Source organism: Variovorax beijingensis (assembly GCF_007828835.1).
In the GTDB taxonomy this organism is placed as follows: Bacteria; Pseudomonadota; Gammaproteobacteria; order Burkholderiales; family Burkholderiaceae_C; genus Variovorax; species Variovorax beijingensis_A.
In genome coordinates this window covers 122,069-140,770 of the sequence record NZ_VIVL01000005.1, presented here as the reverse complement: position 1 = coordinate 140,770, position 18,702 = coordinate 122,069, and the positions used below count along the sequence as shown (strand labels likewise).

At 68.4% G+C, this 18,702-nt stretch carries 4 protein-coding genes; all 4 read right to left on the bottom strand.

Annotation, left to right across the window (positions count from 1 at the left end):
• The gene (locus tag FB547_RS16720) at positions 1-7,239 is read right to left on the bottom strand and encodes a hypothetical protein (protein ID WP_261380309.1); all 7,239 of its coding nucleotides are present in this window, start codon (positions 7,237-7,239) and stop codon (positions 1-3) included.
• A gap of 2 nt (positions 7,240-7,241) precedes the next feature.
• A complete protein-coding gene (locus FB547_RS16715; RefSeq protein ID WP_261380308.1) occupies positions 7,242-14,507 on the bottom strand; it encodes a DUF11 domain-containing protein in 7,266 nt (2,421 codons plus the stop codon).
• A 203-nt stretch (positions 14,508-14,710) separates the two neighbouring features.
• On the bottom strand, positions 14,711-17,617 hold the full coding sequence (locus tag FB547_RS16710; RefSeq protein ID WP_145744094.1) for a beta strand repeat-containing protein: 2,907 nt from the start codon (positions 17,615-17,617) through the stop codon (positions 14,711-14,713).
• A gap of 150 nt (positions 17,618-17,767) precedes the next feature.
• Positions 17,768-18,352, bottom strand: coding sequence for a hypothetical protein (locus tag FB547_RS16705; RefSeq protein WP_261380307.1), 585 nt, complete (start codon positions 18,350-18,352; stop codon positions 17,768-17,770).
• Positions 18,353-18,702: the final 350 nt, after the last annotated feature.

The following is an 18,702-nucleotide window of genomic DNA, read 5'->3' as shown; positions in this document are numbered from 1 at the left end:
TCAGTTCACCTTGACAGTGAAGAGGGCTGTGCCCGACGCGCCAGGGTCCAGCGGCCCCGTGAACTTCCAGCTCAGCGCACCCGTTCCACCCTCCGTTTGCACGGCACTGCAATCCACGGCCGGAGCCGGGGCCGGGTTGGCGGGCGTGTTCTTCTGGCAGCTCGCGAGCGTGGCCGGCGTCGTGTCCGCCTGCGCTGCAATGAACGCCGTGTACTGCGGCGTCGTGTCGTTGACCGTCAAGCCGCTGATCGGCGTCGTGCCGTTGTTGGTGTAGGTGATGCGGTACTCCAGCGTCTCGCCGGGCTTGGCCTGGTTGTTGATGCCGAAGCTGCCGCCCTGAGTCACGTTGCGCACTTCCTTCCGGAGCTCCAGCGCGCTGGTCGACACGGTGGTGACATCGGTCACCGTGTAGGTGGCGTTCAGACCTGGTCTGGCGTTGGTAAAGACGAAGCTGGCCTGCACGGTGCTGGCGTTGCTGTTGCCGCTCATTGCGTTGGCGGGAATGAACTCCTGCATCACGAGGCACACGTTTTGCCCCGCGGACACCGTCACCGGCACGGCCGGCGGGTAGAGCAGCGCCGCGCCGGCCTGCAGCGCGCCGGTGCAGCCGGTGTCGGCAAAGATCTTGCCGCTCCAGCCGCTGAGCGCCGGCGTGTCCACGGAGTTCGAGATGTCGAAGCTCACTTCGCCGCCGGTGCGGGCGGTGAAGGTGTGCGGATAGCTCACCGTGCTGCCCGGAAGACCGTTCTTGGCGCCGTCCGTGGCAAGCGTGTTGCGGTCCACGTCGCCGAAGTTCAAATCCGCGTGGCCGCTGCTGTTCCAGGCAAAGGCGATGCGGTCCGGCGTGCCATCGCGGGTGTAGGTGTAGGCGATGCCCGCGTTGGTCACGGCCTGGCCGGATGGCAGCTGCACGACGCCCAGCGAGGCGCCGGTGGAGATGCGCGACACCGTGTTGGTTTCTTCCACGCACAGCGCGTCACCGGTGCCGATGGTGAAAGGAACGGCCAGCGCGTACTTGCCCGTACCGTCGGTGACGGCGGTCGACAAGATCGTTGCCGCGCAGTCGGTCAGGCGCACGCCAATGCCGCTGAGCCCGATTTCGCCGCCATTGATGAGTCCGTCGTTCGCGATGCCGCCCGCCGTGCCGTTGTCGAGGAACACCCGGCCTGTCACGTTCTTCGGATAGCCGTTCACGAACGTGCATGTGATGGCCGCCCCAGCGACCATGTTGCTCGCGGGAATGGCTAGCTGATTGCCCGTCAGCGCGCCGAACGTGGCGGCCGGGGTGGCGCTGTTCAAGTCCACGCAGCTGGCGCTCACCGGGTTGGCCGGCCAGCCCTCGGGCGAGGTTTCGCTGATCGTGACACCGACACCGGCCGTGCCAGTGATGTTGGCTGCACCCTCCACGGTGTCCTCACCCACCACCGTGATGCTGTCGCTTGCCGTTGAAAGTCCGCTGAGCGCGAAGCGGAACAGGTTGCTGCCGGTGCCGCCGATGGTGGTCTTGACGATCTGCACCCGTGGATACGGCGGCGTGTAGGTGTTGGTGAAGGTACACGCAATGTTGCTGCCCGGCGCCGTGGCGGCCGCATCCAGCGTCACCTTGCGGTTCGGCAGGTCGGCCGTTGCCGTGCCGCCCGCGCCCAGGCCGGTACAGCTGACGCCGGTCAGCGCGTAGTCGGCGGGCAGCGGGTCTTCGGTGATGGTCGTCGCCGTGCTCGGCACCGCCACGGTCTGGATGGCGCCTGCCACCGGCGTGCCGAGCGCGGTGGTGGTGAGGCTCTGCGCACTCAGGCCGTTGTTCCCGCTGAAGCCGAAGGTGCCGGTCGCGCCCAGCGACACCTTGCGGATGGTCACGGTGGCCGAAGCGGAGTTCGTGAACACGCATTGCAGCGACTTGCCCAGCTGCACACTGGCCGCGGGAATGGTGTAGGTGCGCCCGCTCGCGCCGGTGCCCAGGCTGCCGACCGGCACCCCGGCGTCGGTACAGCTCGCCCCTGTCAGATGCCAGCCGGGCACCGCGGGTTCGGTGATGCTGATGACCTTGTTGCTCGCAGTGGCGCTGAAGGTCTGCACGCCCGCAGCGGCCGTGTTGCCGTCCACTTGTGCCGGCGTACCGACTGCGATGGTACTGACCGTGCCGCTGGCCTGCGTGGTGTTTGTCAGGTTGAAGCCGAAGGGTCCGCCGGCACCGTTGAGGGTGGTTTTCTGCAGGTTGACCGTCGCAGGCGCACACAGCGCACTGGTGGTGGCCTGGGCCAGGAAGCCCTGCGCGGGGGCGCCGCTCTTGACGTGGACGACGACGGTGTTCGAACCCGACTGCCAGTTGTTGACCAGCGTGGTGCTGGCGCCGGTGCCTGCCTGGAAACCTGCGTACGTGTAGGGCGTGGCACCACCCTGCGGCACACCCGGAAGGCTCTGCAGAACCCCGTTGATGTAGACCCCCGCGACCGAGTTGTCGGAATAGAAGTCCAGCTTCAGCGCGAAGCTCGCCGGGTTGACCGACGGCGCCATGTTGAAGGTGAACCGGTGGTAGACGTCGACGTTGCCTGTATGGGTCGTCGGGTATTGCGAGATCCAGTTCGCATTGCCGAAGGGGGACGCGATCCAGTTGCCCGGCGCCTTGTTCCCGACATATGAACGAGCCCACGCGGCAACGCTGCCGGGCCCGCCCGTGGCGGTGCCCACACCCGACTCCCACACCGGATCGCGCCCGGTGGCCACCGGCGGGCCGGCGGGGCCGTCGAAGCCTGTGTTGAACACGGCGGCATTCGTCGAGCACATCACAGTCGGTGCAACCGGCGGGGGCGGCGGGTTCGCATCGTATGCATTGGTGAAGGTACAGACGATGTTGCTGCCGGGCGCGGTGGCCGCTGCATCGAGCGTAAGCACGCGTCCATTGCGCGAAGCCGATCCGCCGGCGCCCAGGCCGGTGCAGGAGGCATCGATCAGCGCATAGCCGGCCGGCGGTGCGCCTTCGGTGATGGTGGTGGCGATATTCGCCGCCGTGAGCGTCTGCACCGCCGTTGCGACCGGCGTACCGGCCACGGTGGTCGTGATGTTCCGTGCCACGAGGCCGTTGCTTCCGGTGAAGCTGAACGTGCCGATCCCTCCGAGCGAGGTCTTGCGGATGGTCACGGTCGGCCGGCTGCCGAACCGGTAGGGCTGCGGACTCGGCAGGTAGCTGTCTTCGCCGACGCTGAAGTTGCCGCTCAGCACCGCGCCGCCGACCGTGACCTGCGTGGTGCTGTAGACCGCGGCCACGGTGCTGGTTGCCCTCACCTGGCACAGGCCCGCCGCCGTGGTGGTGCAGCTACCGGCCGCGCCGACCGCGCCGCCGTTGAAGGCGACGTCCGGCGTGGCGCCGAAGGTCACCACCGTGCCGGCCTGGACCGGATTGCCGGACTCGTCGCGGATGAACGCTTCAAGCACGTCCTGCGCGGTGCCGTTGGCCAGCTGGTTGTCCGTGACGATGCGCACGCCCGATTGGCTGCCGGCCGCGGGGCCGACCACGATGGTGGTCTGTGCGTTGGCGCAGCTCACCGTGCCGCTGGAGAAGCAGCCGGCGCCGGCGGCCGTGACCGGCAGGCCCGCGCCGCTCACATTGGTGCTGGCGTAGTTGGTCAGCACGGTACCCGTGTCGACGATCGGCGCGGTCGCGTTCAGGGTGAAGCCGCGCACCCCGGTGCTTGCCGGAATGCCGCCGGCGGGCAGCGTCATGGTGCAGTTGAGCAGCGCACCGGCAGCGCTCGGCAGCGAGCCGCAGCTCACCGACGTGACACCCGTGCCGGGCACCACCGAATTGGCCACCACGCCAGGCGGCAATTGCTCGCTCACCACCAGCGAAGTGCCGGTGGCCACCGGGCCGGTGTTGGCAAAGCTCAGGCCGTAGACGATGCTGCCGCCGGCTCCGGCGGTCGCGGACGCGGTCTTGTTCACCGCGACGCGCGCGGTGGCCGTGTTGGTGAAGGTACAGGCAATGGCCGCCGCGGGCCGCATCACGCTCGCCGGCAGGGTTGCGGTGTTGCCGTTGAGTATGGCCAGCTGCGTGGTCGAATTGCCGCTCGTTGCGGCTGCGGAGTCCAGGCAGGACACCGACACCGGGTTGGCCGGCCAGCCCGCGGGCACGCCCGACTCCTGCACCGTGGCCTCGACGCCCGGCGTGCCCACGTGCACCGTGGTGGAGGCCTGCGGCGTGGCCAGCGCGGTCACGGCGATGCTGTCCGTCGGGTTGGTCACGCCGGTCAGCGTGAAGCCGAAGGTGTGCGTGCCCGTGATGTTGGTCTTGGTCTTGCGCAGGGTGATGCGGGGCTCTCCCAGCACCGGCGTGGTCGCGCTGCTCGTGCAGTTGCCGGTCGCATTGCACAACGGGTCGCCACCGCCCGTGGCCGTCGCGGTGTTGGCCACGCTCGGCGAGGCGCCCGGCAACGGCGTGACCGGAATGACGAAGGCGGCCGAACCGGTGGTGGCGGCAAGCCCCGCGGGCACGGTACAGCTCACGACCTGCCCGCTTGCGCTGCAGCCGGCGGGCATGGTGCCGAGCGCCAGCGTGGCGGGCACGGTGTCGCTGATCGTCGCGGGAGCGGTGGTTGCGACCGGACCGATGTTGTTCAGCGTGAGCGTGTAGCTCGAAGGCACACCAACCGCGAAGCTCGCAGCGCCGGCGGTCTTCACCAGCTTGAGCTGCGGCTGGACCGTGTTGGTGAAAGTGCAGTTGATGTCGCTGCCCGGTGCGGTGGCCGCGGCGTTCAGCGCGACGGTGCGCGTCGCCAGGTTCGCCGTGGCCGTGCCTCCCGGGCTCATGCCCGTGCAGCTGATGCCGGTCAACGCATAGGGGACCGGCGGCACGCTTTCGGTGATGCTGGTGGCGGTATTCGCGGCCGTGAGCACCTGTTCCGCTGCGGCGATGGCAACGCCGTCGTCTTCCGTCGTCACGTTGGTGGCGGTGAAGCCGTTGGTGCCGGTGAAGGCAAAGCTGTCCGTGCCGCCGATCGAAACCTTGCTGACCGTCATCGTCGGCAGCTTGGTGTTGGTGAAGGTACAGGCAATGTTGCTGCCGGCCGCCGTGGCCGCCGCGTTCAGCGTGACGGCACGCGCCGCGAGATTCACGGTGGCCGCGCCGCCCGCGCCCATGCCCGTGCAGGCGATGCCCTTGAGCCGCCAGCCGACGGGCGGCACGCCTTCGGTGACGGTGGTCGCGGCGCCCACGGTGGTCAGGCCCGACGGATCGCCTTCCTCCGGCGTGTTGGCCGCGGAGGTGGTGATGCTCTGCGCGGCGAAGCCGTTCGAGCCGGTGAAGGAGAAGCTGCCCGTTCCGCCCTCGGTCACCTTGCTGACGGTCACGACCACGCGGGTGTTGGTGAAGGTACAGGCAATGTTGGCGCCGTAGTCAGTGGCGGCCGCATCCAGGGTCACGCGCCGCAGCGCGAGGTCGTAGGTGGCGGTGCCACCCGCAGCCATGCCGGTGCACGAGATGGCGCGCAGCGCAAAGCCCGCAGGCGGCGCCGCCTGCTGCAGGAGCGTCGCGCTCCGCGTGACCGCCAGTTCCCTGGTCGGCCCCGACTCCCCCTGTCCAGCCACCGTCGTGACGATGGGGCTGACAGGCGCCGCGTCGTTCGTGCCCGTGAACGCGAAGGAACCCACGCCGCCATTCGAGACGACGGTGGTCGTGACGCGCGGCGGCATCAGCGGCGGCGTGAGATAGGCGAGGACGATGGTGTCGGTTTCATCCACCGCGATGCCGTCGTCGTTGTTCACGGTTGCATCGTTGGGCACCGTGCAGTAGTGCGGGTTGCCCGGCGATGCCGCTTGAACGCAAACCCGCGCGCCATTGACGACCGGGTAGCTGCCGGCCGCCACGGTGGGCTGGGGAAACACGGGGATGTCGAAACTGGCTTCGCCGCCGTCGGTCATGCCCGGTCCGCTCGAACCCTCGAGCGGCGTGGGGTTGAGCTGGCACGTCACCACCACCGGCGAGCCGGCCTTTGCGCAATTGGCGGGCAAGGTGCCGGTGTTCCAGCCGGCGGGAAGGGCCAGCACCGCCGTCGCGTTGTCCGTGGCCGTGGTGCGCCCCGGGCCGAAGTTCTTGGCCGTGAGCCTGACGTTGCGTTCCTGCCCATGGCTGGTCCAGGCGTCGGGCGGCACGGAGACTCGCACCTGCAGGTCGGGCCGGCCGGTGATGATGTTCGTGCACGTATAGTCCTCCTGCGTCGCGAGCGTGTGCGCGGTGGTGCAGGTGCCGGTCCTGACGAAGTTGTAGGCGCTGACCCCGCTGGGTGCCAGGGCGCCGCCGCTGTAGCTGGTGCCTGCCGACGCATAGGTCTCGTAGTTGTCCTGGTAGCGAGCGGTGTTGTTGGCCACCGTCGGCGGGTAGAACGGCAAGCGGCCAGCGGTCGGGCGCCACGTGGCCGTGTTGGTGCTGGGGCCGAGCGCCTGGCTCCAGGCGTAGTTGACGAAGCTGATGCGCTGCGACACGCGTGCGTCCGGGAACTCGCTTCGCACGCCGGAGAAGCCGTCGATCAGCTCCCCGCCGCCAAGGTCTTCCAGGCCGTTGCAGGTGTTGGTGGCCGAATAGGGGCAAACAGTGCGCGGCGCGCGCAGGGGTCCCGGCACTGCAGAGCCGGGACCGGTGCCGCCGTCGTTCGTGGTGATGCCCAGCGTGTAGCTTGCTCCGCCGGTCGCGGCCACGCGGAACCAGTCGCCTGCCACCACGGTGACCGGCCGGCAGGTGAATGTGATCTGCGTCGGGTAAATGTTGCCCGAGGCGCCGTTGAACATGCGGTCGACGCCGCCGAGCACCGCGATCACCGTGCCGGCCGGGCACGCCTGCGGGCCGCGCCGCGTCATGCCATCGATGGGACGGCCTGCAACCCCGCGCTGGGTCGCCGCGCCCCAGGTGATGGTCGCGGCGGCCGCGCCCTCGGTGACGGTGAACGGAGAGCAGCGCAGTTCGTATGCGCGCAAGCCGCCGGTGAGGTTGGCAAAAGTGCCGTTGACCACGGCGCTGTGATAACGCTCCCACATCGTCAAGCCGGTTGGGAAACCGCTGATGCAGGAAGTCCTCCACGATCCACCCGCATTGACGCCCACGATCGTGCCGTTGATCAGCGTGCCGGTCTGCGGCGTGAGCACCTGCTGCGCATGCCCGGAAAACGGCACGGCCGCGAGCCATGCCCCGCACAGGAGCCACCACCATGCCATGCCCGCGATGGAGCGCAGCGTGTTCTTGAGTCTTTGCATGTTCATTTTTCTGAACCGGTTTTTTCTTCTGGCGATACGGGCGCAGCCGCAGGCGCCGCAGCGGCACCGGCCGAGGGAAAGCCCAGCCCCGTTTCGTCGAACTTGAAGCGCAGCCGGATGTAGGCACCCTTGCTGGTGTATTCGTTGGCCGTCAGCTCGCGGTCGTTGAGGCCTACGAAGTTGTAGCCGGCGGAAATCCACAGGTCCTTCGCCACCTGGTAGCCGAGCTCCACGCCCGCGGTCTTCTGCAGCGAGCCGCCCTTGCCGTAGAGCAGGCCGGCCTGGATGCCGAAGTCCCAGTCCTTGTTGAGGTCGCGGGTGTAGCGCGCGTGCAGCAGGTGCGCCCAGTAGGTGCTGGCCAGGAAGCCGTCGTCGACGCGCGAGATCTTTCCCGCGTAGCGTGCGCTCAGCACGCTGCCGCGCTGCGGGTTGTAGTTCAGGTGCGCCGAGAGAATGTCCGCGCTGGTACTGCCCGGCAGGCTGGCGTTGCCGAACCCGCTGCCGAAGGCGCTGCCGCCGGTCAGCGCGCCGGCAGCATTGCCGTGGCCCACGATACGCTCCGAGCGGCGCTCGTAGCGCAGCAATGCATTCCACGTGTCGCTGTCCACCGGACGATAGGCCATGCCGATCTGGTGGCGCTGCAGGTGGCGCTCGTTGCCGCCGTTCGCGCCCTGCCCTTCGCTGTCGCTCACCACGCTGCGCGCCAGCAGGCTCCACGCCGGGCTGATCTTGTAGCCGAAACCGGCGCTGAAGAGGCGCGTGTTCGCGTCGTCGCCCTTGCGACCTTCGAGAATGCCGCTGAGCTTGTAGTTGTCCGTCAGGTACTCGACGCCCGCCGTGACGGCGGTGGATTCGCCCAGCCCGCCCGCGTAGCCGGTGCCGCTGTTGGCGCTGTTGGTGTAGCCGCCCATCTGGCGGGTGTGCTCCAGGCCGCCGGTCAGGCTGAAGCGGTCGGTGAGCTTGAAGGTGTTGCGCACGCCCATGGCAGCCTGCGCGGCGCGCCCGTCGATGCTGTCGGACAGCCGGTACTCGTTGTAGATGCGCCCGCCGTCCATGTAGTTGCTCTCGATGCCGAGGACGCCGACGTTGTTGGACTGGGTCGCGTCCAGCCGTGCATCGCCGTACAGGCTGGAGATGAGCTCGTAGCGCGCGTAGGCTCGCGTCTTGTCGGTGATCGCGTAGTTGCCCCCGACGGCCAGCGTGTGGCGATCGGAATGCTTCAGGTCCTGCTCGCCCTCGACGAAGACCTGGGCCAGCGGCACGCCGGGCACCTGCGCCGAGAGGCGTGCGCGCACGGTGGTCAGGCTTTCGCGTTCAGCGCTGCTGTTGGCCGTGGCCGCGGCGCCCAGCGCCGTGACGCTGGCGGCGCCGACACGGCTGCCGAGATTGCCGTTGTAGGTGGAGATCTCGCCGTAATCGAACCCGGACCCCGAGGCCAGGCCGCTGTTGCCCTGGCCGTGGCGCACGCCGACCTCCGCAACCACGTTGTCGTCCAGCTTCTTGCGCAGGCTCGCGCTCGCGCCCTTGCGGTCGCCTTCGAGCAGCGCATCCTTGCTGTAGAGCACTTCGGCGCGTGCCGCCGTGTTGTCGTCGATCTTGTATTCGGCACGGCCCGACACTTCGGTGCGGCCCGCCGAGAAACTCGCGCCCGGGTTGTCGAAGCCGGTGCTGGTCTTGCTGGCCAGCGCCACCACGGCGAGCTTCTCGTCCTGGTGGCGCACTTCGATGCGACCGCCCTCGCCCTTGCCCTTCTCGTCCGATTCGGTGCGCACCAGTTCGGCCGCGGCCGTGGTGTTATCGCCAAGGCGGGCCACGGCCGTCAGCGCGCGCAGCTTGCGGTGGTTTTCCGGGTTCTGGTCGGTGCTGGCGACCACGCCCACCTGCAGGCGCTCGCCCACCTTGACCTGCACGTCGGTCCCGGCCACGGTGAACTTCGGCCCGCCGCTGTCGACCTCGTAGGTGACGCGGATCGATTGCGGGTTGAGATTGGCGTCCACCGACGCGATGGCGCGCGTGAACAGCACGCGGCGCGTGAGCGGCTCGACCGTGTAGTCCACGAAGCGCGTGACCGCCGTGCGCTGCAGCACGATGTCGGGCTGGTTGCGGTCGCGCACCACCACCTCGATCTGCTCGCTGTTGTCGACGAACTCGCCGCCGATCGCGCTCAGGTAATAGGGGCCGGAGGTGCCCACGGCGCGAAACTCCTCCACTTGCTGCGTCTGGGCGGTGCGGGACGCATAGCTGGTGGCGCGCACGTTGGCGGTCTCGTACACGTGCTTCAGGCCGGTGAGCGCGCGATTGCTCTGGCTCAGGTTGCGCACCTCGGTGCTGCTGCTGGTGGTGAAGTCGCCGTACAGCAGGAACGAACGGTTCTTGTCGATGCGCACGTAGAGCTTTTGCGTGCTCTGCGCATCGAAGCCCTTGACGGACGAGTCGCCGTACACGGGGTAGAACTCGTCGGGCCGGATGTCGCGGAACAGGCGGTCCTTGCGCGCCTTGTCGGAGTCGAAGGCGGCAGTGAGCAGGTACTCGCCCTTGACCGTGCCCTTGAAGAAGAAGGCGGCGCGGGCGCCCGCGCGCCGGTTCTCGCGCTCGTCGGTCAGCCCCGTCAGCTCGGCCTCGAACGCCGCGCCCGCGGGCATGGCGCCGAGCGGCACGCTGCCGCGCTTGGTGAAGTCGAGCACGCCTTCGACGATGCCCACGCCGATCATCGGTCGCATCTCGGGCAGCAGCGCGAGCCGCACTTCCTTGACGAAGCTGCCGGCGGTCACGCGAATCCGCACATCGCCCGCCTCGCCCGGCGGCAGCAGCCGGAACTCGGCGGCCCCGCCTTCCATGAACACCTGGGTGCCGGGCTCGGCCGGATTCAGGTCTTCGTCGAACCACCGGCCGCGGTCGGCTTCCAGCGTGAGCTGCGTGCGCGCGGTCACCGGCACACCTGCGGCGTCGACCAGCCGCACCTTGACGGCCACGGGCGTGCGCAGGTCGGCATAGGCGGTTTCGGGCAGGTCGATTTGGATGCCGCCCAGCTTGTCGGGCGCGACGATGCCGATCTGCTCGCTGCCGCGCACATTGCCGAAATCGTCCACCGCATCGAGCTGCAGGCGATTGATACCGGGCTGCAGCACCACGCCGATGTATTCCCAGGCGCCGATGCTCTTCGATGGCAACTGGGTTTTCTTGCCGACACGCCGACCGTCGATGGCCTGGCCGTTGACCATGAGGCGCAGCGTCATGCCAGCCTCGCCCTTGACGCGCACGTTGATCGACTGGCCAGGAACGGTGTCGCCGTCCTTCAGGCCGAGGAAGCCGAGCGCATTGCTTTCGATCTGCGGCAGCAGCGCCTCCAACTCGATGGGGCTGGGCACCGCCTCGGGCAGCAGCGGCGCGCTGCGCGGCTCCAGCATGGCGGCGGAAGTGTTGACCGGCCGGCTCGCAAACGCGCCGACGCCGCTCGCCGCGCCGCCCGCGGCCGATGCACCCTGCGCCGCCGTCGGCAGGCCGTTGAGCGCCGCGAAGAGGCTGCCGGCGGGCGTCGGCGAGGCCGATGCGGCAGTCCCGAGCGTGCCGCTCATGCTGCCCGATGCAGCGCCGACGAAGCTGCTGGCATTGGCCGGCGCATCGGGCATGGCGATCAGCGGTGCGGACGTGGTCATGGTCGAGCCGGTGCTGCCGCTGGCGAGCGCCTGGCCGCTGGCGGGCAGCGAACGCAGGTCGCCCACGGGAACGATCTGCCCTTCGGGGTTCAGGCGCATGCGCACCTGGGCTTCGGCCTCGGTGTCCGGAATCGCGGCGATGGCCGCGCGGCGCGCGACCACGTCCGCCAGCGTCGCCTGGCTGTCGCAGTTGCCGATGATGAAGTTGGCCTTGTGGAACTCGCCCTTCTTCAAGTCGACGAAGCGGCTCTCGGGGCTGCCGGCGTTGCGGTTGTCGAGTATTTCAAGCCGGGCGCCGGGCGGCAGCGTCGTCTGGTCCACGCGCAGCACGTGGGTGAGCGGCTTGAGTCCGTAGAGGCTCCACTTGCCCTCCACATCGGTGACCACGTTGGTACCGTCTTCCATGAACAGCCGCACGCCAGGCACGCCGATCTCATCGCTGCCCTCCTGCCTGCCGTCGGCCTTGCAGTCCATGTAGACCTTGCCGAACATGAAGGCCTCGTCCGAGAACACGCCGCCCGTGACGCGCACGGTCCAGTTCGCGAGGTTGGACTGCAGCGGGCCCGAATAGGCACGCGCGCGGTTGATCGCGTCTGCGTTGGTTGGGGCGCCCACGCCGACGCGCACGCGGTAGCGCATCATGGCCATCTGGTCGACGCCCAGGGTCAGCGTCGGGTAGTTGAACACCAGCTTCGGGCCCGCGCCGCCGACGGGGTTGGCAGTGGCCGCGCCGTTCAGGCGCGCGCTGTTGCTCACGTAGGCAAAGCCCGGCGGCAGGCTGTCGCTGATCGAGATGCCGGTCACCGGCGTACCCGTCTTGTTGCTCACGGTCAGCGCGTAGTCCATGAAGTCGCCGAACTCGACCTGCCGCTTGCTGCCTTCCTTGCGCAGCACCAGGCCGAGCACATTGCCCGGGTCCAGCGGGATGTGGTTGTGCACCACGTCGCACGCTTCGTTCGAAGCGTTGAAGCCGGACGTGACCGAGAAATAGTGCGTGGTCGGATCCGCGCCCTTGGGCGGCAGGGCGCTGGACACGACCGGGCCGCAACTGCCGAAGGTGCCGGCCGTCACGGGGATCAATTGCGACGGGTAGACATAGCCGCTGCCGGCCGGCGGAACCACGTGCAGCGAGTACGTGCACAGGCCCGCGGCCGGCGGCGACTGCAGGTAGAACTGGTAGCTGCCGTCGGCGCCGGTGGTCATCGACACGCTGCCGTCGGCATTGAAGGTGTAGGTGTCCGAGGAGCCGCCGTAGATTTCTGCCGCGGTCATCGGCGTGACCGACCCGCTGCTGCACGACTGCCGGGTGAACGTGACCACCGCGCCGGGAACAGGCGCCCGCGTGACGGCGTTGTAGACCGTGCCGGCCGGGTCCGCCAGCAGCGATTGCACCGAGTTGGCAGTGGCCGCGACCAGCATCGCGGGCGTGACGTTGATGGTGTTCTGGTCGAACGCCGCCGCCCACGCCTTGTTGTGGATGGCCACGCGGCGGTCGCCTGCGCCTGGCTTCTGGGTCAGGCGAACGGTGAAGCCGATTTCCTCGCTCTGCCCCGGCTCCAGCCCGCGGCTGCCGTCGGTGAGGCTGAGCACTGCCTCGGTCGGCAGCCGGAAGGCATCGGCGCTCGCGAGCGCCTCGCGGTCGCAGGCGGCGCGGCCGGTAAAGCTGCCCGCGGGATTGAGCAGCCCGCTGCGGACCTTGGGCGCGCCGACCAGCTCCCAAGAGGCGACCGGCCCCTCGGGCTTGTCCATGTCGAAGGTGCAGTTCAGGTTGTCGATCACGCGCACGTGGGGCGCCGGGGCGACACCGGTGTTCGTGACGAGCAGCCGGTAGTCGATTTCGTAGACGCCCTGCGCCACGCGCCGCGGCAGCGACGCGCTCTTGGCAAGCGACAGCGATGGAAGCTGCATCGAGACCGGTGTGGGCGCGGTGTTGTTGTTCGGGTTGCCGTCGCCGTCCGGATCGGGGGTGGTGCCGTCGACCGAATCGTCGAAAGCCACCGGCGCGCCGCCAGGCGTGAGCGCGCCCTGCGCACGCACGCTGTTGAGAAGCGTGCCGGTGCGGCCGTTGACGTTGATGCGAACATCGAACTGCACCGTGACCTGCGCGCCGACCGGCAGCACGGCACCCGGCGCCAGCAGGTTTTGCGCGGCGGCGGTGCCGGTGAACGCGTTGTTGGCCGCGGCCACGGTGCCGCCCGTGCCGCTGCCCTGGTTGCCCGCAATGGCGATCGAGCCAGGCACGACGGTGTATTGATTGGGGCCGGGCACGGCCGCGCTGGTGTAGCTGCCGAACTGGGTGGCGCCGCTGCCTTCGAGCAGGTCGGTCGCCTGCACGCCGTAGAGCCACACGGCCCCGTAGTTGCGCACGTCGACGCTGAAGCGCACGGTCGCGGTTCCGTCGAGCAGGCCGTCGGCGCCGCGGTTGGCGCGGGGTGTCGAGGCGGCCTTGGCCACCCCGATGCGGCTCTGGCTGGTGGTGATGAGTACGGTGTTGGACGGCGACACCACCGGTGCGGTGCCGTCGTTGTAGTAGCTCTGCGCGGTGTTGCGGATGTCGCCGGTCTGGTCCGCCCGCACCAGCACCGCGAACTGCATTGCGATGGATGCGTTGCGCGACACGGCCGCGGGCACGCCGATTGCCACTTCGACGGCTGCGGCGTCGTCCGCCGTGCGGTAGCTGAAGGCCGGATCGCCCGGCATGCGGAACAGCCGCACCGCGCCCGCGGCCGTGCTCTGCAGCGTGCCGGCGATGTACTGCGTGCCGGCGGGAATGAGGTCGCGCACCAGCACCAGGCTGGTGGGCGCGCCGTTCACCAGCACGGGCGTGCCTGTCGGCGCGGCGACGTTGGCGGGTTGTGCATCGCGCGCGCCGATGTTGGTGCCCGAGACCGCAAAGTCGATGCGGGTCTGCCCCGGGATGATGACGCCCGGGTAGCTCGCACTCTTGGTGATGGCGATGACCGCCATGTCGCCGACCGTCACGGTGTCGCGGTTGGTGGCGCTCAGGTTCTGCAACGCGGTGGTCGCCGTCAACGCCGTGCAGGCAACACCGGCACCGGTGGCCGGAACCGTTCCCTGCACCAGCAGCGAGGCCGTTTCGCCGGGCCGCAGCGTCAGCGCGCCGGGCACGCCGAGCGGCAGCACCGGATCGCCGGGGTCAGCCACGCCGTTGTTGTTGATGTCGCGCACGACCCGCAGGGTCGAAAGGTCGAGTGTGTCGGCCGCGCAGCCGCCCACGTTGTTGGCAAAGGCCAGCGCATAGCTCGACGGCACATTGCCGGTGTTGGTGAGCAGGTGGTTCAGCGTGACCACCGTGGCGGGCGGCCGGTTGACGGCCTGGTCTTGCGTCAGCACCAGCGCCTCGACCGCAAGGACATTCGCCACCACGCTGTTGGAACTGGAGGTTTCGGTCTGCGCAAAGCCGGCCGGCACATAGCTGGCCTTTGCCACGTTGCGGATGACGCTGCCGCCGGGCGCGGGTGCCGCATGCACCGCGGCGGACGCCAGGAACAGCGTCAGGAAGAGCGCCAGGAACAGCGCCAGGCCGATCGCGAGCGTGGCGCCGGCTTGGCGCCATCGCTGCGAGCGACAGCCCATCAATGAGTCAGACAAGAATTGCACTCCGCTTAACCTTCCGTCGGCGCCTGCCGGTGCCGTGAATACCTGGGTCTTTTTCCTCTGCCGCTGCCATGCGCGCGTGCGAGTGCGCTCGCGCCAAAAAGCAGCAGGGGAAAAAGGCGAAACGCAGCCGTGAAGGCGGCGCCTCGCGTAAAGCCGGCAGTCCCGGAGAGGCCTGCCGGCGACTCAATCGCGCGTTACTGGTTGATCCGTACTGCGAAGGTCAGCGTGGCCGTGCCACCCGGGGCCACGGTGTTGGCCGCGCTGCCGCAGCTCACCGCTGTGGGGGTCTGGGCATAGGCCAGCGCGGTGCCAGTCACGCCGGTCGAGACGCACTGGTTGGCCGGCTGGGTGGCGCTCATTGCCGTGTACGCGGGCACTGCGTCGTTGATCGCGATGTTGGTGATCGGCGCGGTGCCTTCGTTGGTCGCAACGACCTGGTACACGATGCACTGGCCGGGCTTCAGCGACAGCGGCGTGGCGGCGAAGGCGCCGTCAGCCGTGCCGTCGCAGGCGATGTCGGCAGCCTGCGTCTTGAGGACGCGGATCTGGCCCGTGATCACGGTGCTGATGTCGTTGGCCGAGGGCGTGCCGCAGTTCGGCGCCGGATCGGTGAACGTGGCCGTCACGGTGGTCGTGTCGGTTGCGCCGGCGCTGGCGCCGCCCGGTGCGAACACGCGCACCAGCAGCTTCTGCGTTGCGCCTGCAGCCAGCGGTCCGGCGAGGGGGCCGGTAACCAGCGTGTCGCCCGCATCGATCTGCCCGTCGCCGTTGACGTCGAGGTAGATCGCGGTGGTCCAGCCCAGCGCCGCATCGGCGGCCGGTACGGTGGCCGTGAGGGTGTACGCGCCGCAGCTCTGGTTGCCGGTGTTGGTCAGCGTGTGCGCATAGACGACGGTGCCGCCCGGAGCGACCTGGCCGACGTTGTTGGGCGTCAGGGTGGCGCCCAGCGTTGCTGCCGTGGTCACGGTCACCGCGTCCTGCTTGGCGTCGGACACGAGCACGCCGGTCGATGCCACGGCGGTCGACTGCACGCGGAAGTAGATCGGCTGGGCCGTCACAGGCGTTTGCGTGGCGGGAGGCGTCACGCAGGCATCGACCTGCTGCTGCGCACCGGCAGCCACGGTCACGTTGGTGATGGCCGCGGCGGCACAGGTGCCGCCCGCTGCCACGAACTTCACCGTCCATCCCGCCGGCAGCGTGCCCGGAAAGCCGATGGACTGGCTGGCCGCCAGCGTGTAGGTCTGCGTTGCCGGGCCGGCCGCATCGTTGTTCTTGACGAACAGCGTGAAGATCGTGCCGGTGCCCGCAGGCGTGGTGTTGGTCGTGGTCGGCTGCGGACTCGGGCCTGGGCCCAAGTCACCGCCTGCCACCGAACCCGAGCCGGTACCGGCTGCGCTGTTGGTCAGGTCGACGAGCGAACCGACGACGATCGTGACCTGATCGAGCGTGGCGTCGAGCTTGGTCGGGTCGTTCGCCGAGCGGCCGGTCAGGATCGCGTTGAACGGACCCGAGCCCACGGTGGCGCTGGCCGGAACGTTGGCCTGCACCACGATGTTGGCGCTGCCGCCGACCGGAATCGGGCCGGTGTCGGGAACGCCGTCGCCGGTGGTGTCGAGCAGCGGCGTCACGCCGTCCGCCGCGAACAGCAGAAAGGTCGTGCCGGCCGGGAACGTGCCGTTGGCAATGCTCAGGTTGATGCTGTCGACGCCGCTGCCGGTGTTGAACACCGTCTGCGGGAACTTGACGCTGCCGCCGGCAACCACCGACGGCTGCGTGGTCGTGTCGGCCGCCGTGCCGTTGGGCGTGCCGGCCACCGTGTCAACTGCCGTTGCCGCGGTCGAGGGGTTGGTACCCACGACGAGGCCGTAGCTGGCGACGACGGCGTAGGCCGCCGGGTTGGTGGTCGAGCCCAAGGTGCCGATCGCCGCTGCGGTGGCGGTCGGGGAGTCCGTCGGGTTGTACTGGCCCACGTTGGTCGTGGTCGACGTACCGACCACGGCCGTGTTGTTCACCAGTACCACGAAGCTGATCGTCTGCGTGACGTTCTGGCCGAGCGAGTTCACGACGGCATTCAGCGTGTTGCCTGCCACCTGGAAATCGATACCCACCGGATCGCCACCGGCACCGTCGCCGAGCGCCACGCCCGGAGCGCTGCTCCAGACGGCGGAACCCGCGACATAGGTGAAGCCGGAAGGCAACGTGTCCGACAGGGCGAACTTGCCAGGCGCTCCGCCGGTGTTGTTGAAGGTGAGCGTGTAGACCGTGTACTTGCAGGTGTCGCTGGAAGCCAGGCCTGCCGCCCAGGTCGTCGAGCAGGAAGCCGACGACGAGCGCGGACCGCCGGTGCTCGCGAGCGGCCAGGCCGCGCCGCCGGGACCGGCCACTGCCGGAACGCCGATCGACTTGGTCGCGCCGAAGGCGGCCACGGTAGTCAGGTTGACCTGGTCCTTGTCCGCTGCCGATGTGTTCGGTGCCGTGTACAGCGCCGGCGTGCCCGGGGTGGCCGTGATGGTGGCGGTATCGAACGGCGTGGTCGGCGTGGTGGCGGTGCCGGGGATCGTGTAGGCCACGACAAACTGGAACGCGCCGTTGTTGCCGGGCACGGTCTGCGCGGGCACGCTGCAGACTGCGGCGGGCGCGGCGGTACACAGCGGCGTGGTGCTGTCGGGCATGCCGTCGCCGTTCGCGTCGGGATAGACCTCGACCTTGGAGAAGGCATCGTTGTCGGCGTCCACCGTGATGGTGAAGGTGTCCGAGCCGTTGCCGGTGTTGGTCAAGATGTGCGGTGCATACACCACTGAGCCTGCGGCGCCGAGCTTGGTGTTGACGATTGTCGTCGTGACTTGATTGAACGTATCCAGCGTGAACGAGCCGACCTGCTGCACCGTGGTTTGCACCAGGTTGGAGGTGGCCAGCTGCGTGGTGCCGGACGAATCCGAATAGGTGGCTGAAGCCTGGTTACCGATCACGGTATTGGCAGGCGGCGGCGCTGCAAGTGCGCTCGAGCTTCCAAACAGGAAGCCCAGCGAAAGAACTGCGGCGCCAGCCCATGTGGCTCTCGGCCTGAAGCCGATGCGCCGGGTTGGCAAGGTGGGACTCACGTGGTTTCTCCTCGGTTGTCAAAAAAGGAACAAAAAAAACCCGGCTCAGGCATTCCGCGAACGGAAGACAGCGGCCGGGTTGCGCGCAATAGCAAAGGAATCAAGGAAACAGAAAAACGGAAGCCAGGAGGCAAAACCACCGTCGACCGGTCAGCGCGAGGCAGCGCCTGCAGCGGACTGCACCATCACAGGTGGCGCCTGCGGCGCCGCGGCGGAGGTCTTCGGCTCTGGCGGAACGACGATCTCGACCTTGGCGCGCGCAGTCACGGCGGTCTCGCCGCCGGCGGGCAGCTGGCCGAGCGTCCAGCGCAATGCGCGGTAGTCGCCGTAGGGCACGGGCTCCGTCTTGTTGTTCGCGGCCTTCCGCGTCAGCGGCTCGGCGCCGTAAACGCCATCCTTGGTGGCCGCCTTGACCAATGCGGCACCGGGCTTGGCGCTGCGCGGCAGGTACTCGAGCCCCTCGGGGATCGGCAGATCGGCGACCAGGCCGGAAACCGCCTTGCCGGTCTTGTTGACGTAGGTTGCGCGATATTCCAGGATGTCGCCCGGCTTGACGGAGGAAGCATCCAGCAGCTGCTCCTTGCCGTCCGCAGCCTTCACCACCTTGAATTGCGTCAGGGCGACCGCAACGGTTTTCTCGGGAGCGAGCGCGGACGGAGTTGCGACAGTCTGCGCCGAGGCCGGCGCAGCCAGGCTGGCCACGGCGATCATTCCGGCGCCAAAGCTTGCAGCCAAAGCAGGGAGTCTGCCTGCGACGTGGAAAAAAGATTGAGTCAATTTTTGTATAAGCATGATTGCTCCAGTTCAAAGATCACGGCAATTCGGCACGAATCGCCAGCAGGGCCACAAATACCTGGAAATAAATCACATTGCAGCGAAACTTTTTTCTGCGGACGGATCCATCCGACGTGACCCCCTTATTCACAGCAATGTACGTTCGCTTTCACTTGTAACCTACATCGATTGTGCCTGCAGCGGTCAAAGGAAACGGGGTTCCAATCTTGAAAGTGGAGGTTTCAATTTTGGAACCTCTTTCGATTTGCCCGCTAAGACCGCGCACCATCCTGTCAATGCGTGGAACTGCC